At 60.4% G+C, this 20,670-nt stretch carries 18 protein-coding genes; 5 read left to right on the forward strand and 13 right to left on the reverse strand.

The window, feature by feature from the left end; translation table 11 throughout:
• Position 1 precedes the first annotated feature (1 nt).
• The 7 genes from upp to GOV79_RS06170 all read right to left on the reverse strand — a co-directional run bounded on the left by upp (position 2) and on the right by GOV79_RS06170 (position 6,358).
• The gene (gene upp / locus GOV79_RS06140; RefSeq protein ID WP_170770144.1) at positions 2 to 634 is read right to left on the reverse strand and encodes a uracil phosphoribosyltransferase; all 633 of its coding nucleotides are present in this window, start codon (positions 632 to 634) and stop codon (positions 2 to 4) included.
• The gene (locus tag GOV79_RS06145; RefSeq protein WP_170788959.1) at positions 631 to 1,617 is read right to left on the reverse strand and encodes an adenosine deaminase; all 987 of its coding nucleotides are present in this window, start codon (positions 1,615 to 1,617) and stop codon (positions 631 to 633) included. Before GOV79_RS06145 ends, upp begins: the two co-directional genes overlap by 4 nt.
• The gene (locus GOV79_RS06150; RefSeq protein ID WP_170788960.1) at positions 1,614 to 2,825 is read right to left on the reverse strand and encodes a phosphopentomutase; all 1,212 of its coding nucleotides are present in this window, start codon (positions 2,823 to 2,825) and stop codon (positions 1,614 to 1,616) included. The genes GOV79_RS06145 and GOV79_RS06150 overlap by 4 nt, the downstream gene beginning before the upstream one ends.
• Positions 2,822 to 4,129, reverse strand: a complete 1,308-nt coding sequence (locus GOV79_RS06155; protein ID WP_170788961.1) for a thymidine phosphorylase — start codon at positions 4,127 to 4,129, stop codon at positions 2,822 to 2,824. The genes GOV79_RS06150 and GOV79_RS06155 overlap by 4 nt, the downstream gene beginning before the upstream one ends.
• 3 nt (positions 4,130 to 4,132) lie before the next feature.
• Entirely contained in the window at positions 4,133 to 4,519 is a 387-nt protein-coding gene (locus tag GOV79_RS06160) for a cytidine deaminase (protein WP_170788962.1), read from the reverse strand.
• A gap of 89 nt (positions 4,520 to 4,608) precedes the next feature.
• On the reverse strand, positions 4,609 to 5,700 hold the full coding sequence (locus GOV79_RS06165) for a cupin domain-containing protein (protein WP_170788963.1): 1,092 nt from the start codon (positions 5,698 to 5,700) through the stop codon (positions 4,609 to 4,611).
• Positions 5,675 to 6,358, reverse strand: coding sequence for a hypothetical protein (locus GOV79_RS06170; protein WP_170770132.1), 684 nt, complete (start codon positions 6,356 to 6,358; stop codon positions 5,675 to 5,677). Before GOV79_RS06170 ends, GOV79_RS06165 begins: the two co-directional genes overlap by 26 nt.
• A 186-nt stretch (positions 6,359 to 6,544) precedes the next feature.
• Here GOV79_RS06170 and GOV79_RS06175 point away from each other — a divergent pair, with 186 nt between their 5' ends.
• From GOV79_RS06175 to GOV79_RS06185, 3 genes are all read left to right on the forward strand, one after another.
• On the forward strand, positions 6,545 to 8,818 hold the full coding sequence (locus GOV79_RS06175; protein ID WP_170770130.1) for an NADP-dependent malic enzyme: 2,274 nt from the start codon (positions 6,545 to 6,547) through the stop codon (positions 8,816 to 8,818).
• A gap of 255 nt (positions 8,819 to 9,073) precedes the next feature.
• Positions 9,074 to 10,963 (forward strand): propionate-CoA ligase PrpE, encoded by a 1,890-nt coding sequence (prpE, locus tag GOV79_RS06180; RefSeq protein WP_170770129.1) that lies wholly within the window; start codon positions 9,074 to 9,076, stop codon positions 10,961 to 10,963.
• Positions 10,964 to 11,141: 178 nt separating this feature from the next.
• Positions 11,142 to 12,581 (forward strand): amidase family protein, encoded by a 1,440-nt coding sequence (locus tag GOV79_RS06185; protein ID WP_170770127.1) that lies wholly within the window; start codon positions 11,142 to 11,144, stop codon positions 12,579 to 12,581.
• Positions 12,582 to 12,840: 259 nt separating this feature from the next.
• Here GOV79_RS06185 and GOV79_RS06190 read toward each other — a convergent pair whose 3' ends face one another.
• On the reverse strand, positions 12,841 to 13,602 hold the full coding sequence (locus GOV79_RS06190; protein ID WP_237215598.1) for an NAD kinase: 762 nt from the start codon (positions 13,600 to 13,602) through the stop codon (positions 12,841 to 12,843).
• 167 nt (positions 13,603 to 13,769) lie between these two features.
• On the opposite strand from GOV79_RS06190, the gene glyA reads away from it, so the two are divergent.
• Entirely contained in the window at positions 13,770 to 15,065 is a 1,296-nt protein-coding gene (gene glyA / locus GOV79_RS06195) for a serine hydroxymethyltransferase (RefSeq protein WP_170788964.1), read from the forward strand.
• A gap of 49 nt (positions 15,066 to 15,114) precedes the next feature.
• On the opposite strand, the gene GOV79_RS06200 is transcribed toward glyA, so the two are convergent.
• Positions 15,115 to 15,489 carry a hypothetical protein gene (locus tag GOV79_RS06200; RefSeq protein WP_170770121.1) on the reverse strand — a complete coding sequence of 125 codons (375 nt, stop codon included), beginning with the start codon at positions 15,487 to 15,489 and terminating at the stop codon, positions 15,115 to 15,117.
• A gap of 49 nt (positions 15,490 to 15,538) precedes the next feature.
• On the opposite strand from GOV79_RS06200, the gene GOV79_RS06205 reads away from it, so the two are divergent.
• The gene (locus GOV79_RS06205) at positions 15,539 to 16,339 is read left to right on the forward strand and encodes an alpha/beta fold hydrolase (protein WP_237217946.1); all 801 of its coding nucleotides are present in this window, start codon (positions 15,539 to 15,541) and stop codon (positions 16,337 to 16,339) included.
• On the opposite strand, the gene GOV79_RS06210 is transcribed toward GOV79_RS06205, so the two are convergent.
• The 4 genes from GOV79_RS06210 to GOV79_RS06225 all read right to left on the reverse strand — a co-directional run bounded on the left by GOV79_RS06210 (position 16,340) and on the right by GOV79_RS06225 (position 20,658).
• The gene (locus tag GOV79_RS06210) at positions 16,340 to 16,528 is read right to left on the reverse strand and encodes a hypothetical protein (protein ID WP_170788965.1); all 189 of its coding nucleotides are present in this window, start codon (positions 16,526 to 16,528) and stop codon (positions 16,340 to 16,342) included. It abuts the gene before it with no gap.
• Between the two features lie 88 nt (positions 16,529 to 16,616).
• Positions 16,617 to 16,994, reverse strand: a complete 378-nt coding sequence (locus tag GOV79_RS06215) for a rhodanese-like domain-containing protein (protein ID WP_170788966.1) — start codon at positions 16,992 to 16,994, stop codon at positions 16,617 to 16,619.
• Positions 16,995 to 17,074: 80 nt separating this feature from the next.
• Positions 17,075 to 18,427, reverse strand: a complete 1,353-nt coding sequence (locus tag GOV79_RS06220) for an HlyD family type I secretion periplasmic adaptor subunit (RefSeq protein WP_170782772.1) — start codon at positions 18,425 to 18,427, stop codon at positions 17,075 to 17,077.
• A complete protein-coding gene (locus GOV79_RS06225; protein WP_170788967.1) occupies positions 18,424 to 20,658 on the reverse strand; it encodes a type I secretion system permease/ATPase in 2,235 nt (744 codons plus the stop codon). Before GOV79_RS06225 ends, GOV79_RS06220 begins: the two co-directional genes overlap by 4 nt.
• Positions 20,659 to 20,670: the final 12 nt, after the last annotated feature.

A 20,670-nucleotide genomic window follows, 5' to 3' on the forward strand; every position in this document is an offset into this window, starting at 1 on the left:
CTTACTTCGTGCCAAACATCCGGTCGCCCGCATCGCCCAGCCCCGGCATGATGTAGCCCTTGGAATTCAGCTCGCGATCCAGCGAGGCCGTGACGATATGCACATCCGGGTGCGCCTCTTTCATGCGTGCGACCCCTTCGGGCGCGGCCAACAAGCAAAGGAAGCGAATATCAGTGGCGCCAGCCTCCTTCAGCAGATCTATCGCCGCGGCTGAACTGTTACCGGTGGCCAGCATCGGATCAACGGCAATGACCAGACGGTCCTTCAACCCTTCGGGCGCTTTGAAGTAATACTGCACGGGCTTGAGCGTTTCCTCATCGCGGTAGAGGCCGACAAAACCCACACGGGCCGAGGGGATCAGCTCCAGCACCCCGTCCAGCATCCCGTTTCCGGCCCGCAGGATCGACACCAGCGCCAGTTTCTTGCCCGCTAGGATAGGGGCGTCCATTTCCTCCATCGGGGTTTCAATGTGACGGGTGGTCAACGGCATTTCGCGCGTGATCTCATAAGCCAGCAGTAGCGTGATCTCACGCAGCAACTGCCGAAATTCGGCGGTCGAAGTGCCCTTGTCCCGCATGAGCGTCAGTTTGTGCTGCACCAACGGGTGGTCAACGACGGTCAGGTGTTCGCTCATGTTCTCTCCAGTCTTGTCTTGACCCGTTCACGGGTCTTGTCATCGCAAAAGGCGGCCGCAAGGGCGGTTTCATTCAGGGCCGCGAAATCCCCGGCCTGCCAGCCGAAGGCTTGCGCCAGCATCTCATATTCCCGCCGCATTGTAGTGTGGAAAAACGGAGGGTCATCGGTGGAAACCGTGACTTTGACACCGGCCTCCCGCAGTTTCGCAATCGGATGGGCCGCGAATTCGGGGAAAAGCCCCAGTACCACATTTGAGCCGGGGCAGACTTCAAACGTGATGTCGCGGTCGATGATCTCGCGGATCAGGTCAGGGTCTTCGATGGCGCGTACGCCATGGCCCACACGCTCCACGCCCAGATCGCGAATGGCATCGCGTACGCTTTCGGGGCCGCCAAACTCTCCGGCATGTGTCGTCAATCGCAAACCCGCCTCGCGCGCGCAATCGAAGGCCCATGCGTAGTCGCCCTGAGCGCCCACGGATTCATTGCCACCCATACCAAACCCAGTGATCCACTCGCCCGCCGTTTCCGCCGCGCAATGGGCGCTGAGTTTAGCCTTTTCAGGACCGAAATGGCGCACGCAGGTCACGACGCCGCGCAAGGTGATGCCGTATTTTCGTTCCGCCTCATCCGCCGCGTCCTGAATGGCGGTCAGGTAGTCACGCCAGGCGTGCAGGTCTCCGCCGCCGCAGAAATCGGGGCTGAGGAAGGTTTCCGAATAGACCACTCCGTTCGCCGCGCTTTCTTCGAGGATGGCCAGTGTCAGGCGGCGGAAATCCTCGGGCGATTTCAGTACTTCGCAGGCGGCCTCATACACGCTGAGGAAATGCGCGAAGTCGCGGAAATCATAACTACCGTCGGGCTTGAAAATCCCGCTCAGGTCGATGCGCTTTTCATGGGCCAACTGCCGGATAAAGGCGGGCGGGGCCGCGCCTTCGTGGTGCAGGTGCAATTCGATTTTGGGAAGGTCTGCAACGCTCATAGGAAACTCCGCCCCGGCCCATGTGCCGGGATGTTCAGGTGATGTGCGATGCTGGCCGCAATGTCGGCGAAATTGACCGCGCCGATCTGACCCGCGCCTCGCCCGGCGATCAGCACCGGAACCTGTTCCCGAGTATGGTCGGTGCCGATCCAGCTGGGGTCATTGCCGTGGTCGGCGGTCAGCAGCATCAGGTCGCCGGGGCGCAGGTGGGCGATGATTGCGCCGATCTCACGGTCGAACCATTCCAGCGCGCGCGCATAGCCGCTGATGTCGCGGCGGTGGCCGTAGAGGCTGTCGAACTCCACGAAATTGGCGAAGGTCAGGCTGCCCTCTTCCGCCTCGTCGACCAGATCGGAGAGGTGGCGCATTAGGTCCGCATCCGAGCCTTTGCGCAGCGTGTCGATCCCCTGCATCGAGAAGATATCGCCGATCTTGCCCACCGCATGCACGCGCCGCCCGGCATCCTGCGCCCAGTTGGTCAGAACCGGCGCAGGTGGCAGGATTGCGAAATCCTTGCGGTTGGTGGTGCGCGTAAAGCCTTGTTCTGGCGTGCCCACGAATGGCCGCGCGATGACCCGGCCCACTTTCATCTCGTGCAAGCGCGGGGCCAGAGTTCGGCACATTTCCAACAAGCGGTCGAGGCCGAAATGTTCCTCATGCGCCGCGATCTGGAACACGCTGTCGGCGGATGTGTAGCAAATCGGCCAGCCGGTGCGCAGATGTTCGGCGCCCAGATCGGCGATGATCGCCGTGCCAGAGGCGTGGCAATTGCCCAGTATGCCATCGGTTCCCGCAGCCTGCGCCGCAGCGCGGCTTAGATCGGCGGGGAAAGACGGGCGCGTGTCCGGAAAATAGTGCCAATCCCATGGCACCGGCAGCCCCGCCAGTTCCCAATGGCCCGAGGGCGTGTCCTTGCCCGGCGAATGTTCCCGCGCGCAGCCCCATAGGCCGGTCGGTTCCGCCCGCAGCCCCGGCGTATCCGCGCCCGAGGCCAAACGGGTCGCCGCCCCTAACCCCAACGCATCCAGATTGGGCAGGTGCAGCGGACCCGAGCGGTCATCCTCGGCCTGCCCCTCGGCACAGGCCTGTGCGATATGGGCCAGCGTGTTGGCCCCGGTATCGGGCACCGTGCCGTTGAAAAACTGATCCGCATCCGGCGCGCCGCCGATGCCGACCGAGTCCATCACGACCAGAAACGCGCGGGTCATGCGGTGATCCTTTCATGCACGATCCCCGGCAGCGCGGGGCTGGCCGGCCCGAGACTGATCGCTTGCAGGACGGCCTGCGCCGCCTGTTGCGCCGCGTCTTCGCGGGCGGCGTGGATCACGGCCAACGGCGCACCCTTGTCCAGCTTGTCACCCAGCCGCACGATGTCCGAGATGCCAACGGCAGGGTCAATCAGGTCGCTTTCAACTTGCCGCCCGCCGCCCAGCGCGACGACTGCCAAGCCCAGCGCCTCGCCATTCATCGCGGTGACATAGCCCGTGCTTGGCGCAGGAACTTCAAGAATCACGCTGGCCTCGGGCAAGTACCGCGACCAGTTGTCGACGAAATGCAGTGGCGCGCCGACGGCGGCCATCATGCGCCCGAACCTTTCGGCCGCGCGGCCAGAGCGGATAATTTCGGCCAGTTTCTCGCGACCTTCATCCACGGTTGCGCACATCTCGGCATCCACCAGCAGAACGCCGCCCAACTCGGCCGAAATCTCGGCCAATGGCGTGTTGCGCCCGTTGGTCATGGCCTTCATAACCTCGCAGATCTCCAAGGCATTACCCAGCGCCGGGGCCAGAGGTTGGTTCATATCCGTGATCACCGCCGAGGTCCGGCATCCCGCAGCATTCGCGGTCTGGGTCAGGGCCTGTGCCAGATTGCGCGCATCTTCGTGGGTTTTCATGAACGCACCGCTGCCCACCTTGACGTCCAGCACCAAAGCATCCGGGCTGGCAGCCAGTTTCTTGGACAGGATCGACGCGGTGATCAGGTCGAGGCTTTCGACCGTCGCCGTCACATCGCGGATTGCATATAGCCGCTTGTCCGCAGGGGCGATCTGCCCCGTTGCGCCAACGATGGCGGCACCCGTTTCGCGCAAGATCTGCGCCAGACGATCTTCGCTGATCTGAGTGGTCACGCCCGGAATCGACTCGAGCTTGTCCAGCGTCCCGCCGGTATGGCCCAACCCACGACCCGAGATCATCGGGACATAAGCCCCCATCTCGGCCAGTGCAGGCGCAAGCACGAGGCTGACGCTGTCGCCCACCCCGCCGGTCGAGTGCTTGTCGATCACCGGGCCATCCACGTCCCATGTCAGAACGTCGCCACTGTCGCGCATTGCAACCGTCAGGTCAGCGCGGCCCTGCACGCCCAGACCGCCCATACAAACGGCCATGGCAAAGGCACCGGCCTGCGCGTCACTAACGCCGCCATCGGCCAGACCTTGCGCGAACCAGCGCAACTCCTCGGCCGTGGGCACCTGACCCCGGCGCAGCTTGGCGTTGATCGAACGGGCGTCCATGGCTCACTCCATATGCGAGGCACCAAAGGCCCCCGGCAGCAGATCGCCGATGGTGGTCTCCATCTCAGCCCCTTCGACCGAGGCCAGCGTCACCTTGACCTCGCGCTTGCCGAACTCGGCCAGTTTCTGACGGCACCCCCCGCAGGGCGGCACGGGCTGAGGCGATGAGGCAACCACATAAACCTCGGTCAGTTCCTGCTCGCCTGCGGCGACCATGGCGGCAATCGCCCCTGCTTCAGCGCAGGTACCTTCGGGATAGGCCACGTTTTCCACGTTGCAGCCGGAATAGACGGTGCCGCTTGCCGACCGGACCGCCGCCCCGACCTTGAAGTTCGAATAGGGTGCATATGCGTTTTCGCGAACTAAGAGGGCTGTGTCTTTCAGGTTCATGGCGATTCCCCGATTTTTGATCATCTGGTCAGAAAAATACTGTTCTAGTGAAACGGCGCGCCAAGGTGAAGCCCCGCACGCCGCAATTCTTATCCCAGCCGCGTATTGAACGTACCGGGCAGTGTGACCTCAAGCAGCTCCACATCATCCGACGGGTCCGACAGGCGCGTCCGCATCCCCGGAGGGATCACAAAAGCGTCGCCCTGTTCCAGCGGGTACGGCTCACGCCCTTCACCCTCTAGTGTGACCGCGCCGTTCATGACAAAGGTGAAATGGATATCGGTGTCATGGGCGGCCCATCGCGGATCACCCTGCCCTTTGCGCACCACCTGCACCCCGGCCACGCCCTTGGTGTTTTCGGCAATGGTTGTGTCGCGGCAGATATAGCCCGGCAGGCGGAACGGCACCCAATCCGCGCCCTCGGCCTGATTGAAGACGAACTTCTGCCCCTGCCATTCACGATCGGGGCGGTGGTGCGGGGTGGGCAGGTCCATATCGTGATCAATCTCGGTGACGTGCTCGGCAGGCACGCCGATCTCGATCACCTGCACATTGTCCGATGCCTCAAGCACGCGGTGACGGATTTCGGGTGGCTGGATAAAGCAATCACCCGCCGTCAGGCGCATCTTTTCGCCTTGATCCTCATAGACCACATCCACCCAGCCATGGATGCAGAAGATCAGTTGGAACCCGACCTTGTGGAAATGCACCATGTCCGGCACCGGTCCACCGTCGGGAATGCGGATATGGCTAGCAATGATGGACCCGCCCAGCCGGTCGGGCACCAGATCGCGGTAATGCATCCCGGCACGGCCAATGATCCACGGGGCCTGATCCTTGAGCCTGCGCACCACGAAGGAATGGACGGTGTCGGGCATGACCATGGGCGGATTCAACTCATCAATCTCGACCTTTGTGCCGTTCGGGGCCACTAGGCTGCGCTGCCCGTCGGCAAAGCTATCGGGGTCATCGGTCAGGATGCGCAACGTGCCGGGGCTTTCCGACGCGTCCTTTTCAATCCGCAGCCGCAGCCCGTGGCCGGAAAACACCGCCACCCGAGGATCATCGGCGGGATAAATCATATCCATCCGCATCCCCAGCACCTTGGTATAAAACGGGATATCGTCGCGCAGCTCCTGCGTGGGCAGGCGAATCTCAGCTTTGGTCTGGTTGTTGGTCATTCACTGTCTCTTCGGTCTTGGCTTTCGGCCATCCGATCAGAACAGCGGCCAGAATGCCAATCGAAAAGAACATCTCAAGCGTTTCTTCGAGCACAAACAGGCGCAGCATCATGGTTTGCGAAATATCCGAACCCATCATCCCGGACACCTCTTCGAGCAGTTGCGCGACCACCGCCGACATGCCCGCCAGGAAAAACACCAGCAAAAAAGGCGCGCGGGCTTTGAACGCGCGCCAGCCAGACGGAATGCCATGCCAGACCAGCCCGCCAAGCACGATTGCAACCAGCACCAAACGCACAAGGGTCATGTCCAGCGCTGTATCCAACCCGCTGAGGATCGTATGCTGCCAAGTGCCAATGGCGTAGATATCTGCCTCAAGCTCGCGCTCGGCCAGCAGAAGACAGACAACGCCAATATACAAACGCGACACGCCACGATAGCGATAAAGCGCAATCACCCCAGCCATCATCAGCGCGAATGCCGATCCGGTTTCGATCAGCCCGCCTTCTTGGTTGAAGGCCGAAGCCTGAACAGGCCAGATCGAAATCACGACCAGAATCCAGGCCATCACAGCCAGCACCGCCCGCAGCCCCACGGATTGCACACCGAACGATCCGTGCAGGACCAAGCCGGGGTTGCGTTCGTCTTTCAAGCTCATATCAGACCTTCATCGCTGCGCGTATTCATTGGTGTTCACGAACGCGGCAGACCGTAAATGTTTCGTGGCAGAATTCAACCAGCACCCCCATGAGGTCGGAAACCCGCAATGAAATGACGCAACGTAGCCAAGCCTCGGAAAATGGTTTAACGATCAACCAAATCTTGGAACGGAGTTGATTTGTCGATGTCGGACACACCCAGCCTGCGGCAGGCCGCGCTTGATTACCACGCCCATCCCAAACCCGGAAAGCTTGAGATCAAGGCCACAAAGCCCATGGCCAATGGCCGCGATCTGGCCCGCGCCTATTCGCCCGGCGTGGCCGAAGCCAGCCTGGAAATCAAGGCCGACCCGCACAATGCTGAGCTTTACACCGCGCGCGGCAATCTTGTTGCAGTGGTCTCGAATGGCACTGCTGTTCTGGGGCTGGGCAATATCGGTGCGCTGGCCTCGAAGCCAGTGATGGAGGGCAAGGCCGTTCTGTTCAAGAAATTCGCCGGTATCGACTGTTTCGATATCGAGGTCGACCAGCCCGACCCCGAGAAGCTGGCTGATATCGTCTGCGCGCTGGAACCGACCTTTGGCGCGATCAACCTTGAAGATATCAAGGCCCCCGACTGTTTCATCGTCGAGAAAATCTGCCGCGAGCGGATGAACATCCCCGTTTTTCACGACGACCAGCACGGCACCGCCATTGTCGTGGGCGCTGCGGCCAAGAACGCGCTGCACGTTGCCGGCAAATCGTTCGAAGATATCAAAGTCGTCTCGACCGGCGGCGGGGCGGCCGGGATTGCCTGTCTGTCCATGTTGGTCAAACTGGGTGTCAAGCGCGAGAATATCTGGCTGTGCGATATTCACGGGCTGGTCTACGAGGGCCGCGCCGAGGATATGAATCCGCACAAGGATCAGTTTGCGCAGAAATCCGACCTGCGTACATTGGATGATGTGATCGGCGACGCGGACCTGTTTCTGGGCCTCAGCGGGCCGAATGTGCTCAAGCCCGAAATGGTCGCGAAAATGTCTAGCCGCCCGATCATCTTCGCGTTGGCCAACCCGACGCCGGAAATCCTGCCCGACGCCGCGCGCGAAGTGGCCTCGGATGCAATCATCGCCACAGGCCGCAGTGACTTTCCAAATCAGGTCAACAACGTCCTGTGCTTTCCTTTCATCTTCCGGGGCGCGCTGGATGTAGGCGCAACCGAGATCAACGACGAGATGCAAATCGCTTGCGTGGACGGCATCGCCGAGATGGCGCGCGCTACTACCAGTGCCGAGGCCGCAGCCGCCTATAAAGGGGAACAGTTGACCTTTGGGCCGGACTATCTGATCCCCAAACCCTTTGATCCGCGCCTCGTGGGGGTTGTGTCCTCGTCCGTGGCCAAGGCCGCAATGGACAGCGGCGTTGCCAACCGTCCCATCGAAGATATCGAGGCGTACAAGGAACAACTGAACCAGACCGTTTTCAAATCCGCCCTTATCATGCGCCCGGTTTTCGAGGCCGCCGCAGCCGCTTCCCGCAAGATCGTCTTTGCCGAGGGTGAAGATGAACGGGTGTTGCGGGCTGCTCAGGCTATTCTGGAAGAAACCACCGAGACCCCCATTCTGATCGGTCGACCAGACGTGATCGGGGCCCGCTGTGAAAGGTTGGGTTTGACGGTGCGGCCAGGTGCGGATTTTCAGATCGTGAACCCGGAAAACGATCCGCGATACTACGACTATTGGACGTCCTACCACCAGCTCATGCAGCGCCGCGGCGTCACGCCTGATCTGGCCAAGGCCATCATGCGGACAAACAACACCGCAATTGCCGCCATCGCGGTTCAACGGGGCGACGCCGACAGTATGATCTGCGGCACCTTCGGCGAATATCGCTGGCACCTGAACTATGTGGAACAAGTGTTGGCGGACGGCGACCTGCGCCCGCATGGTGCTCTTTCGTTGATGATCTTGGAAGACGGGCCGTTGTTCATCGCCGACACTCATGTGCGGCAACTGCCCTCGCCCGAGGAACTCGCCGAAAGCACCATTGGGGCCGCCCGTCACGTGCGCCGCTTTGGGCTAGAGCCCAAGATCGCTTTCTGCTCGCAATCGCAGTTTGGCAACCAGTCCGAAGGGTCCGGCAAACGCCTGCGGGCCGCGCTGGATATTCTGGATTCCGAGCCGCGTGACTTTACCTATGAGGGCGAGATGAACTTGGATCTGGCACTGGACCCCGAACTGCGCGGGCGGATCTTCCCCAATTCGCGCCTGAAAGGTTCGGCCAATGTGCTGATTTTTGCTCATGCGGACGCAGCCAGCGGTGTGCGGAATATTCTGAAGATGAAGGCCGACGGGCTGGAGGTCGGGCCGATCCTGATGGGGATGGGCAACAAAGCGCATATCGTGACGCCCTCGATCACCGCACGAGGGCTTTTGAACATGGCCGCCATCGCCGGTACGCCGGTCACGCACTACGGATAAACTGCGGCCGGACGTCTGAAACGGCGTCCGGCCGATTCCCTATCTGTTTGCACGCCTGAATTTGCAGATTTGCAAATTCACCCATCAATCGCCAGATAACCCTCACGCAGTCGTGCATTTGCAAAAATTTGCAAGTCAATTCGGCAAATTCTGCAAACTTTTTGCGATAAAGTGACGCTCCGTCACGCCGCTTGCTTGTCCTGTGGCCGCCCTGCCCCTTACACACATGCCCAGGAATTGACGGAGGAGAACACCGTGGCATATCAGGACGTTTACGAAGGCTGGAAATCCGACCCCGAGGGCTTCTGGATGGAGGCCGCAAAGGGCATCGACTGGGTAAGCCCCCCGACCAAAGCATTGTTCGATGACAACGCACCGCTATACGAGTGGTTCTCGGACGCCCGCGTAAACACCTGCTGGAACGCTGTCGACCGCCATGTCGAAAACGGACGGGGCGAGCAGACTGCAATCATCTATGACAGCCCGATCACGCATACCAAGCGCGAGATTTCCTATGTCGAGCTGCGCAACCGCGTAGCCAATTTGGCAGGTGCACTTCGGGCCAAGGGTGTCGAAAAGGGCGACCGGGTTATCATCTATATGCCAATGATCCCCGAGGCGCTTGAGGCGATGCTGGCCTGTGCGCGTCTGGGCGCAGTGCATTCGGTGGTATTCGGTGGCTTTGCCAGCAACGAACTGGCCGTGCGGATCGACGACGCCAAACCCAAAGCGATCATCGCCGCCTCCTGCGGGATGGAGCCGGGCCGCGTGGTTCACTACAAACCCCTGCTGGACGGCGCGATTGATCTGGCAGAGCACAAACCCGATTTCTGCGTTATTTTCCAGCGCGAACAGGAAGTCGCCCAGCTGGTCGAAGGGCGCGACTTTAACTGGCACGGCTTCCAGTACGGCGTCGAACCGGCTGAATGTGTCCCGGTCGATGGTAATGATCCTGCCTATATCCTTTACACCTCGGGCACGACCGGTTCACCCAAAGGTGTCGTGCGCCCCACGGCAGGCCATCTGGTCGCGTTGAACTGGACGATGAAGAATATCTACAATGTCGACCCTGGTGACGTGTTTTGGGCGGCATCCGACGTGGGATGGGTCGTTGGGCACTCCTACATCTGTTACGCGCCCCTGATCCATGGCAACACCACCATCGTGTTCGAAGGCAAACCCGTGGGTACCCCGGATGCGGGGACCTTCTGGCGCGTGATTTCCGAACACAAAGTCAAAAGCTTTTTCACTGCCCCGACGGCTATCCGCGCGGTTAAACGCGAGGATCCGCAAGGTGAGTTGATCGCCAATTACGACCTCTCCCATTTGGGCGCGCTTTACCTGGCTGGAGAACGGGCAGACCCGGACACGATCGTCTGGGCGCAGGACGCGTTGAAAGTGCCGGTGATCGACCATTGGTGGCAGACTGAAACCGGCTGGACCATCGCTGGCAACCCGCTGGGGATCGAGGAACTGCCGACCAAGTTGGGCTCGCCAGCGAAGCCAATGCCGGGCTATGACGTGCAGATCCTGGACGAAGGCGGCCATCCGATGAAACCCGGCGAGTTGGGCGCGATTGCGGTGAAGTTGCCCCTGCCCCCCGGTACGTTGCCGACGTTGTGGAATGCGGAAGAGCGATTCAAAAGCTCGTACCTCAATCATTTCCCCGGTTACTATGAGACCGGCGATGCAGGCATGATTGATGAGGACGGATATCTGTACATCATGGCGCGCACGGATGATGTGATCAACGTTGCGGGCCACCGCCTGTCCACGGGGGGCATGGAGGAGGTTCTGGCCGCCCATCCCGACGTTGCCGAATGCGCTGTGATCGGAGTAACCGACCAGTTGAAGGGCCAGATGCCGGTTGGTTTCCTGTGCCTGAACGCAGGCTGCGACCGCGATCATGCTGAGGTCGTGCAGGATGTGGTCAAGCTGGTGCGCGAAAAGATCGGTCCGGTTGCGGCGTTCAAACAGGCTGTTGTGGTGGACCGCCTGCCCAAGACGCGTTCAGGCAAGATCCTGCGGGGGACCATGGTGTCGATTGCCGATGGTGCAGACTACAAAATGCCTGCTACCATCGACGATCCCGCCATTCTGGACGAGATCACGGACGCGCTGAAGACCATCGGCTACGCACAATAACAACGGGAAACTCAAGGGTGCGCCTGTCGGCGCGCCCGATTTGCGCAGACGCGCGAATGCGAGGCTCTGCCTCGCGCTCCGGGATATTTCTGGCCAGATGAAAGAGGATCCCCGAAATGGGACTGAACCTCTTGCCATCGGCCGTCTTCCGCCTCAGGTTGAACCCCGGAGGACGAGCATGAGCGACAATGACATCTGGCGACTAAGCGCCACGGACTTGGCGAAGCAGACCCGCAGCAAGCAGATCAGCGCGGTGGAGGCCGTTCAGTCTTCGATTGACCGGCTGCATCAAGTCAATCCAGCCCTGAATGCCGTGGTCGAAGACCTGAGCACTGAGGCATTGACGCACGCGCATACGCTGGATCAGGCCGTGGCTGCGGGCACGGAGCCCGGTCCGCTGCACGGTGTGCCCGTGACGATCAAAATCAATGTCGACCAAAAAGGACACGCGACCACGAATGGGGTCGTGGCTTTGAAAGACGTGATCGCGCCGGACGATGCGCCCATAGTGCGAAACCTGCAAAATGCTGGCGCCGTCGTCCTAGGGCGCACGAATACGCCCGAGTTTTCCTTTCGCGCCGATACCGACAACGAGCTGCACGGCCGCACACATAACCCCTGGGGGCGGCATATCTCGCCTGGTGGGTCCTCGGGCGGGGCCGGCTCGGCGGTGATGGCGGGGATCGGGGCCTTGGCGCATGGCAATGATATTGGCGGTAGTCTGCGATTTCCGGCGGCGGCAAACGGGGCCGTGACCGTAAAGCCGGGATTGGGCCGCGTGCCTGCGTGGAACCCGAGCCAAAAGGTGGAACGCGGCCTGTTGGCGCAATCCATGTCGGTGCAGGGGTTGATCACCCGTTCAGCCACCGATCTGCACCTGTCGATGCCCAGCCTGATCGCCGCCGACCCGCGCGATCCGTTCCATGTGCCGATGCCATGGCGTGGGGCCGCCTATGACGGACCTATCAAGGTTGCTTTTACAAAGAACACGTTCGGCTATGATCTGCATCCAGAAGTCGCAAAGGCCTTAGATACTGCCCGTGACGCGCTGATTGACGCAGGATATGCGGTAACAGAGGTCGATCCGCCTGATGTCTTTGATTGTGGGCGCAACGGATACCGCGCTTTGATGGGCGAAGTACTGACCCTGTTGAAAACTGATATCGAGGCAGCGGGGTCGCAGACCATCCGCGATATATTCGACGTGTATTTTCAGGAGTTCCCGCCGATCACCGGTACAGAGCTGATTGAGATGCTGGCCAAGCGCACACACTATGCCCGCGAATGGTCTCTGTTCATGCAGGACTACCCATTGGTTCTGTCGCCTTTCCTGCCGCAACCATTCTTTAGACCCGACCGCGATACAGAAGGCCCTGAAGGCGTGCATGAGGTGCTGGGCTGCGCGGTTTATTCCTATGCGATGAATTTCCTCGGGTTGCCCGCAGCCTGCGTTCCGGCGCGTTTGGCAGAACTGCCAAAAGGAGCGCAGCCAATCAATGTTCAGATCGCAGCCCCGCGCTGGCGTGAGGACATGGCGGTTGATGCGGCCGCGGCCATTGAGGCGCGCGTTGGGCAGATGTGTCTGCCACTGTGGGATAAGATGGGTTCCGCAGAATAACCCCCGACAAAAGAAATTGACCCCGGGGTTTTGTGCCCGGGGTCCACTTTCTAAAATATGCCCGGAGATCCGATAACAAGCGTAGCACCACCTACCCTTGTCAGCGCCTAAACTGCGCGGTCATTTCGAAAACACCGTCGGCGGCCACTCACTCCCGCCTTGGATGTGTCTCCGGGCAAGTTCACATTAACCCGAGGTTAATCAAACTCCTGTGAACTGGTTCACATAAGCGCGAAAAAACCGTGGTCGACTGTGGAAACTACGTGAATTGCTCAGAAATCAGCCGCTCTTCCAGCCCGTGGCCGGGATCGAACAGGATGCGATGCTGAATTGAAGGCTCAGACCGAATCTCAACCCAGTCGATATCCGGGAATGAGATCGAATCGGCATCTGCCATCACCGGGCGTTTGTCAGCGTCCAGAACATCGAACCGCACTTTTGCGATCTTGGGCAGCAAGGCCCCGCGCCAACGTCGGGGGCGAAAGGCGGCAATGGCGGTCAATGCCAGCACATCCGATCCTATCGGCAGGATTGGCCCATGTGCCGAGTAGTTATAAGCCGTCGACCCCGCTGGCGTAGACAAAAGCGCCCCGTCGCACACCAGTTCATCCATGCGAACACGCCCATCCACGCTAATCCTCAGCCGGGCGGCCTGCGGACCGGCCCGCAGCAGCGACACCTCGTTGATCGCCAAAGCCTCATGCATCTTGCCGGATTGATCCATGGCGCGCATGGCCAGCGGATTGATGACTTCTTCTTCTGCATCGGCGAGGCGTTCCATCAGATCTGCCTCGTGAAACTCGTTCATCAGAAAGCCGATCGTGCCCCGATTCATCCCGTAAACAGGCGTATCCAGATGCTGCATGTTATGCAGCGTGTGCAGCATGAAACCGTCACCGCCCAAAGCGACAACCACATCCGCGTCGCGCGGGGCCGCATTGCCATAGCGCCGCACCAGCGCATCACGGGCGGTCTGGGCCACCTTGGCGTCGCTGGCGAGAAAAGCGATTCTCTGAATCATCGGTTGCAGTTTCCGGTGCTGAACATTTGGTTCCGAAACAACCATACCTTTCCCCGATAGGCCAGTCTTGACGCCGCAGCGGGCCAAATCGTCGCTTTACAGCTTTTGCATATCTGCCGTTTCCGATAGGAAATCCGCAAGATAATTCCAGCCATGCGGAGCCCCCAATGAACGCCAACCTTCGTGACACAGGTTTTTTCACCCAGTCTCTCGCGGATCGTGACCCCGAGCTTTTCGGCTCGATCACATCCGAGCTGGGCCGTCAGCGCGACGAGATCGAGCTGATCGCATCCGAGAACATCGTCTCTGCCGCCGTGATGGAAGCTCAGGGTTCGGTGATGACCAACAAATACGCCGAAGGCTACCCCGGTCGCCGCTACTATGGCGGGTGCCAGTTCGTCGACATAGCCGAGAACCTGGCCATCGACCGCGCCAAGCAGCTCTTCAATTGTGAATTCGCCAACGTGCAGCCCAACTCGGGCTCGCAGGCCAACCAAGGCGTGTTCCAAGCACTGATCCAACCCGGCGACACCATTCTGGGCATGAGCCTGGATGCAGGTGGCCACCTGACCCACGGCGCGGCCCCCAACCAGTCGGGCAAGTGGTTCAAGGCTGTTCAATACGGCGTACGCCAGCAGGACAACATGCTGGACTACGATCAGGTCGAAGCGCTGGCGAAAGAGCATCAGCCCAAGCTGATCATCGCCGGTGGTTCCGCCATTCCGCGCCAGATCGACTTTGCCCGCATGCGCGAGATTGCCGATATGGTCGGCGCCTATCTGCACGTCGACATGGCACACTTTGCCGGTCTGGTTGCCGCAGGCGAGCACCCAAGCCCCTTCCCGCACGCACATGTCGCGACCACCACTACCCACAAGACCCTGCGCGGCCCGCGCGGCGGCATGATCCTGACCAACGACGAGGCGATCGCCAAGAAAGTGAACTCGGCCATCTTCCCCGGCATTCAGGGCGGTCCGCTGATGCATGTCATCGCTGGTAAAGCCGTTGCCTTTGGTGAGGCCCTGCGCCCCGAGTTCAAGACCTACATCCAGCAGGTCATCAACAACGCACAGGCGCTGTCTGATCAGTTGATCAAAGGCGGTCTGGACACAGTTACGCACGGCACCGACACCCATGTGGTTCTGGTTGACCTGCGCCCTAAAGGCGTCAAGGGCAACGCGACCGAAAAGGCCCTGGGTCGTGCGCACATCACCTGCAACAAAAACGGTGTGCCGTTTGATCCGGAAAAACCGACCATCACTAGCGGTATCCGTCTGGGCAGCCCCGCCGGGACCACCCGCGGCTTTGGCGAGGTCGAGTTCCGCCAGATCGCGGACTGGATCATCGAAGTGGTCGACGGTCTGGCCGCCAATGGCGAAGACGGAAATGCCGAGGTCGAATCCAAGGTCAAAGCCGAAGTGGCCGAGCTGTGCGCCCGCTTCCCGATCTACCCGAACCTGTAATTTTTCAGGATATCAACAGGCTGAACGGCGCCCCAAGCGGCGCCGTTTTTCATATGAAGCCCTGCCAGCGCAAAAACACCAGCAGCAGAACCAACAACGCCAGCAGGTTGAAAGCCAACCCACCCAACATCCCCAAAAACCAGCCCAACCTGCGGTCGGCCAAATTGATGCCGGTCAGATGATCCTGCACCTCTTCTGACGCGCGAGCCAGTTTGGGCGTATCCAGCACCAGCCTCAGCTTGGGATGGGCCGCCATCTGTTCGGCATTCGCCAAAAGCAGCGCCTGCTTATAGATGCGTCGGGGCAATTGACGTTTGGCCTTTCTGACCGAGGCCGTCAGCGTCTTATCCCGCACACCCAGCTTGTCGCGCAACAGCTGCACGGTCTGCGCGATTTGAGTTTGAATATCGGGGTTTTGCGCCATATTGGGGCCTCCTGACGCGGCACCATATCCGGGTGGCGCCAGCACGACAATGGGGCTGGTTGTTTGGACCAGTGACGGGTATCACTCGGTCATGCTGAATACGATTGTCCATGGTGAGCCAACTTCAAACCCCCCGTTGCTGATTGCCCATGGGCTCTATGGCTCTGGCCGCAACTGGGGCGTAATTGCGCGCAGATTATCGGATGAGCGGCAAGTCGTTGCCGTCGATATGCGCAACCATTCCAACAGCGCGTGGACCCAGCAGCATGATTACCCAAGCATGGCGGATGATCTGGCCGAGGTGATTGACCATTTCGGCGGACAGGCCGATGTGGTGGGGCATTCGATGGGCGGCAAGTCGGCCATGACGCTGGCCCTGCTGCATGGTGAGAAACTGCGCAAGCTGGTAGTCGCCGACATCGCACCCGTGACCTATACCCACAGCCAGATCCAGTTCATCGAGGCGATGCGGGCCGTGGATCTTTCCTCTGTCACACGCCGCTCGGACGCCGAACAGCAGCTGGCTGATCAGGGGGTTGAGAAAGCCCTGCAAAGCTTTTTCACCCAGTCGCTGGACATCAAGGGCCAACGCTGGCTGCTGAACCTGGACGTTTTGGCCGCCGAGATGCCCAAGATCATGAGCTTTCCTGACATCACCGGCACATGCACCAAACCGACCCTGTTTCTGTCGGGGGGCGCGTCGGATTATGTCCTGCCCGAACACCGCCCCGCGATCCGGGCCCTGTTCCCGACCGCGCGCTTTGCCAAGATCCCCGGCGCAGGCCATTGGCTACACGCTGAAAAACCGCGCGAGTTCGAGGCCTCGGTCCGGGCGTTCCTGAACGCCTGATCAGGCTGCGTCGTTATACAGGTCTCGGGCTACCCGCCGCGAGACCGGTGCCGCCAACGCAAATCCCAATGCCGCTGCCAATACGATGGTGGCCACGGAATTCGTGCCCGCAACCAGAACCGCGATCACAGCCGTTCCGGCCAGTGCAGTGGAAATCATGGCATAAAGAGTTGTCGCAAGACGTAACATGGTCAGTTGCCCTTTGTTATGTAACTGACCACAACTGTAACGCGGTACACTCCCGCAGACCTTGACATGCGTCAGGTGAAAAATTTTTCTATTCTTCTGACACTTCACCGCCTGCGTTCACCCAATCGGAAAAGCCACCCAAATTGTAGACCTGAGCATAGCCCATATCCTTGAGCAATTTGCCCGCTAGGGCAGCACGTCCCCCGGCAGCGCAATACAAAACAATGGGGCGATCCTTACGCAACTCGGGGTCATGGGACTTCAGCGCCTCATCTGCGCTGAATTCAAGCGACCCGCGAGAGATATGATGCGCACCACTGGCACGGCCCGTCTTCTGCAACTCGGCCCCGTCGCGGACATCCAGCAGTAAACCGCCCTGCCCCAGAATCTCGGCGGCGCGGGCCATGTCGATCCGCTCCACGCTGGTATTGGCGGCTTCCATCATCTCTTTCACGGTCAAGGGCATCTGTATCTCTCCTGTTGGTGCTGCCGACAGGGTAACATGCGAAAATTGGAAGGTGTAGTGGGATCGCCCTACACGGGCGATCAATGTTCGCGGAAGGCACGCGACATGCTGTCTGTCACCGGCTTGGCGATATAGGCCGCGAAAGTGCGTTCCTCGGTCTGAATCATGATCTCGGCTGGCATCCCTGGCGTGGGGATAAAGCCGCGCACGCGGTCAATCTCCTCCGGCGGCAGCGAGATTCGGGCCAAATAGACCTCTTGCGGGGCACCCGCCGAGTCCTCGAGCAGGGCATCGGCTGAGACGTAAAAGACCTCGCCGCTCAGCACCGGAGTCGTGCGCTGGTTCAAGGCGACCAATCGCACGGTCGCGTCCTGTCCCGTCACGACGCTGTCGATCTCGGTTCGCGGGATTTGAGCCTCGATGATCAGGGGGGCGTCGGCGGGCAGGATTTCGGCGATGGGTTCGCCTGTTTCGATCACCCCGCCCGGCGTGTGATAATGCAGCCGCACGACTGTGCCCGTAACCGGCGCGCGCACAACGGCGCGGTCCAGAACACTGCGGGCCTGACGGGCTTTTTCGCGGACACTTTCCAGATCGGCCTCGATCACGCCCAGCTCGTCCAATGCCGCCTCGCGGTAGGCCGATCGCGTTCGGGTGATCTGTTCTTCGTATTTCAGCATCATCTGGTTGACCTCGGCGGTCTCAGCCGCCAACCGCGCCTGCTGACCATCGGCCTCGGCCTGCACGCGGCGGATCGTGTTTAGCTCGCCTTTGCGGACCAAACCCTTTTCAAACAGCGCCTCTTTGGTCTCATACTCTTCCTGCAAAATGGCCGAGCGCACCCGCATACTGTCCAACTGCGCCTCAAACCCGCTGGAGCGGATGCGCAGCGCTTCCATATTGCGCTGAAGCAGAGCTATATCGTTCAGCAGGGTCTTGCGCGAGACGTCAAAGCTGATCTTCTGGCCGTCTAGGATCGTCATCACCTCGACGTCATCGGTGGCCTTGATCAGATCGGGCGAAAATTCCAGCCGCTCGCGTTCTTCATACTCGGCCAACAGGCGCTGGCTCATCGCCTGAAGGCGGATTTTACGGATGAACAGCTCACGCTCATTGGCTTCGGCAGAGGTCTGGTCCAATGTCATCAGGACCTCCCCGGCCTGCACCGATTGACCTTCGATGACCTTGATATCTTCGATGATGCCGCCTTCCAGATGCTGCACGATCTTGTTGCGTCCAGTGGCGACAAAGCTGCCCTGCGCAATCACGGCGGCAGCCAAGGGCGCGCGAAAGGACCACACGCCGAACCCGCCGAAACAGACAACCAGCAGCACCATTCCGACGACAACGAATTTGCTGATCGAGCGTGGAACCTCGGCATACCACACCTCGGGGTCTTTGGGATCATTGTTGACGGGCACCAGATCATTCATGTCGCATTCCCCTTCTGGCCTTCGATACCGGGCTGTTTACGCGGCCCGTTCAGCTGTTGCAGCACCTGTTCGCGCTGACCGAACAGGGCGACCCGCCCGTCGGTCAGCAGCATGATCTTGTCGACCGCATTCAGCAAAGTCGGCTTTTGCGTGATCACCACCACCGTGATCTTGTTCGCCTTGGCCTGCGCAATCGCCCGTGCCAAAGCCTGATCCCCGGCCACGTCCAGGTTCGAGTTCGGCTCGTCCAGAACCACCATACGTGGGTTACCAAAGAACGCGCGCGCCAGCGCGATGCGCTGCTTTTGACCGCCGGACAGCGGAGAGCCATCGGCGGCGACAACAGTCTCATACCCTTGAGGCAGCGTGGCGATCATGTTGTGCACATCGGCCAGCACGGCGGCGTCGTGGATTTGCTCATCCGTCGCGTCCTCACGCATGCGGCCGATATTGTCCTTGATGCTGCCGGGAAACAGCTGCACGTCCTGCGGCAAATAACCTATACTCTCACCGAATTGGCGCGGGTCCCAGTTGCGGATATCCATCAGGTCCAGTCGCACGCTGCCCGACGTTGGCAGGATCGAGCCCACCAGTGTCTTGCCCAGCGTCGTCTTGCCCGCCCCGGAATTGCCGATAATGGCCAGTGTCTCACCGGGATTGAGCGAAAACCCGATCCCGTTCAGCACCACGCGTTTGGTCCCGCCGGGCACGTAAAGAAGCCGTTCGACATCCAACCGGCCTTCGGGGCGCGGCAGGCGCAGCTTTTCGTATTGCAACTCGGACTTGGTCAAAAGGGTCTTGATCCGACCAAAGGCAGCGCGGGTCAGCAGGAAGGTGTTCCACCCTTCGATGGATCCTTCAATCGGGGCAAAGGCGCGCCCGGCGATGATCGAGGCTGCAATGACCATGCCGCCGGTGATCTCACCTTGCAGGGCAAGATACGCGCCCCAGCCCAGAATTGCGATTTGTGTAAGTAAGCGCACCGCGCGCGAAATCGCAGCAAAGATGACGTTCCGATCCTGCGCCCGCACCTGCCATGTCAGCGACTGCGCGGTGTCGCGGCCCCAAATGCGCACCGCCTCGGGGATCATCGCCAAAGCGTTGATGATCTGACTGTTGCGCGCCATCGAATCCAGATGCTGGTTGGCCATGGACTGAGCCCGGTTCGCCTCGGCAAAGGGCTTGGCGGTCATGCGCTGGTTGATCAGAGCGATGATCATCAGTAGCAGCGCAGTCACGATCACGATTGTGCCAAGTTGCGGGTGCACAAGGAATATCATCAGGATGAACAAGGGCGCGAACGGCACGTCCAGAAATGAGATCAACGTGCCCGACACCAGAAATCCACGGACCTGCTGCAAATCGCCCAGCGTCTGATATTCCCGTCCGGTCCCATGCAGCGAGGCATGGGCCGCCGCGCTGAGGATGGGCGCACCCAACCGGGCGTTTACCTCGACCGCTGTGCGCATCAGCATGAATCGGCGCACCGCATCAAAGGCTGATTGAAAGATCACCGCCCCGGCCACAATCGCGGTCAGCATGATCAACGTGTCCAGAGACCGGCTGGTCAATACGCGGTCGCTGATCTGAAACAGGTAGATCGGGATGGCCAGGATCAGGATGTTGGTTGCGCAAGTCAGCACCAGCACAAAGGCCAGATTGCGCAAGATTGCCCGCATCGAAATTCGCAGCGTCTGCTGAAAGTCCTCGGGCGGAGTGCGTTTGTGAAAGGTCTGGGGTGGCCCTTTGCCATCCCCACCGCCCTCTTTCCGGAGCGGCAGAGGTTGGTTCGCCTTGGCCTCGATCGTGGTTCCCAATTGTCCACCGCCTTTTGAGCGATCCGGGGGGGGCGTCCGGTCGGTCTTCTCCCTGGCGGTTTCCGGATCGGGGCCTTTGGCATTGGCCACCCCAGCTTCGCGGCCCTTCTGGAGTTTGTCGTTGACGGGCTGCGGAACGTCACGCCGAAGGGATTTCTCGGCGTGACGGAGGAATGTCGTTTCTTGAGCACTTTGCGTGCCCTTTGGTGAAGGTTGCGGTTCAGAGACTTTTGGGGCCTTGGGTGGAAACGTCACCGGATTATGCACACGCAGATCCTGGCTTAACCGCAAGCTCGCCATTTTGGCGGGTTTGGTCACGGGGCCATCTGCAGGGGCCTTGGTCGGGCCACCACCACCGCGTCCGTCCAGCGGGCTGGCGAACAGGGATCGGCGCGACGAGAACAAAATCGACATACTCAAACTTTC

It is taken from the genome of Ruegeria lacuscaerulensis (genome assembly GCF_013034745.1).
In the GTDB taxonomy this organism is placed as follows: Bacteria; Pseudomonadota; Alphaproteobacteria; order Rhodobacterales; family Rhodobacteraceae; genus Ruegeria; species Ruegeria lacuscaerulensis_B.

Bases quoted from the DNA above. Each gene is read 5' to 3' on its own strand.
- upp (WP_170770144.1), bottom strand. From the start codon at position 634: ATGAGCGAACACCTGACCGTCGTTGACCACCCGTTGGTGCAGCACAAA.
- GOV79_RS06145 (WP_170788959.1), bottom strand. From the start codon at position 1,617: ATGAGCGTTGCAGACCTTCCCAAAATCGAATTGCACCTGCACCACGAA.
- GOV79_RS06150 (WP_170788960.1), bottom strand. From the start codon at position 2,825: ATGACCCGCGCGTTTCTGGTCGTGATGGACTCGGTCGGCATCGGCGGC.
- GOV79_RS06155 (WP_170788961.1), bottom strand. From the start codon at position 4,129: ATGGACGCCCGTTCGATCAACGCCAAGCTGCGCCGGGGTCAGGTGCCC.
- GOV79_RS06160 (WP_170788962.1), bottom strand. From the start codon at position 4,519: ATGAACCTGAAAGACACAGCCCTCTTAGTTCGCGAAAACGCATATGCA.
- GOV79_RS06165 (WP_170788963.1), bottom strand. From the start codon at position 5,700: ATGACCAACAACCAGACCAAAGCTGAGATTCGCCTGCCCACGCAGGAG.
- GOV79_RS06170 (WP_170770132.1), bottom strand. From the start codon at position 6,358: ATGAGCTTGAAAGACGAACGCAACCCCGGCTTGGTCCTGCACGGATCG.
- GOV79_RS06175 (WP_170770130.1), top strand. From the start codon at position 6,545: ATGTCGGACACACCCAGCCTGCGGCAGGCCGCGCTTGATTACCACGCC.
- GOV79_RS06185 (WP_170770127.1), top strand. From the start codon at position 11,142: ATGAGCGACAATGACATCTGGCGACTAAGCGCCACGGACTTGGCGAAG.
- GOV79_RS06190 (WP_237215598.1), bottom strand. From the start codon at position 13,602: ATGATTCAGAGAATCGCTTTTCTCGCCAGCGACGCCAAGGTGGCCCAG.
- glyA (WP_170788964.1), top strand. From the start codon at position 13,770: ATGAACGCCAACCTTCGTGACACAGGTTTTTTCACCCAGTCTCTCGCG.
- GOV79_RS06200 (WP_170770121.1), bottom strand. From the start codon at position 15,489: ATGGCGCAAAACCCCGATATTCAAACTCAAATCGCGCAGACCGTGCAG.
- GOV79_RS06205 (WP_237217946.1), top strand. From the start codon at position 15,539: ATGGGGCTGGTTGTTTGGACCAGTGACGGGTATCACTCGGTCATGCTG.
- GOV79_RS06210 (WP_170788965.1), bottom strand. From the start codon at position 16,528: ATGTTACGTCTTGCGACAACTCTTTATGCCATGATTTCCACTGCACTG.
- GOV79_RS06215 (WP_170788966.1), bottom strand. From the start codon at position 16,994: ATGCCCTTGACCGTGAAAGAGATGATGGAAGCCGCCAATACCAGCGTG.
- GOV79_RS06220 (WP_170782772.1), bottom strand. From the start codon at position 18,427: ATGAATGATCTGGTGCCCGTCAACAATGATCCCAAAGACCCCGAGGTG.
- GOV79_RS06225 (WP_170788967.1), bottom strand. From the start codon at position 20,658: ATGTCGATTTTGTTCTCGTCGCGCCGATCCCTGTTCGCCAGCCCGCTG.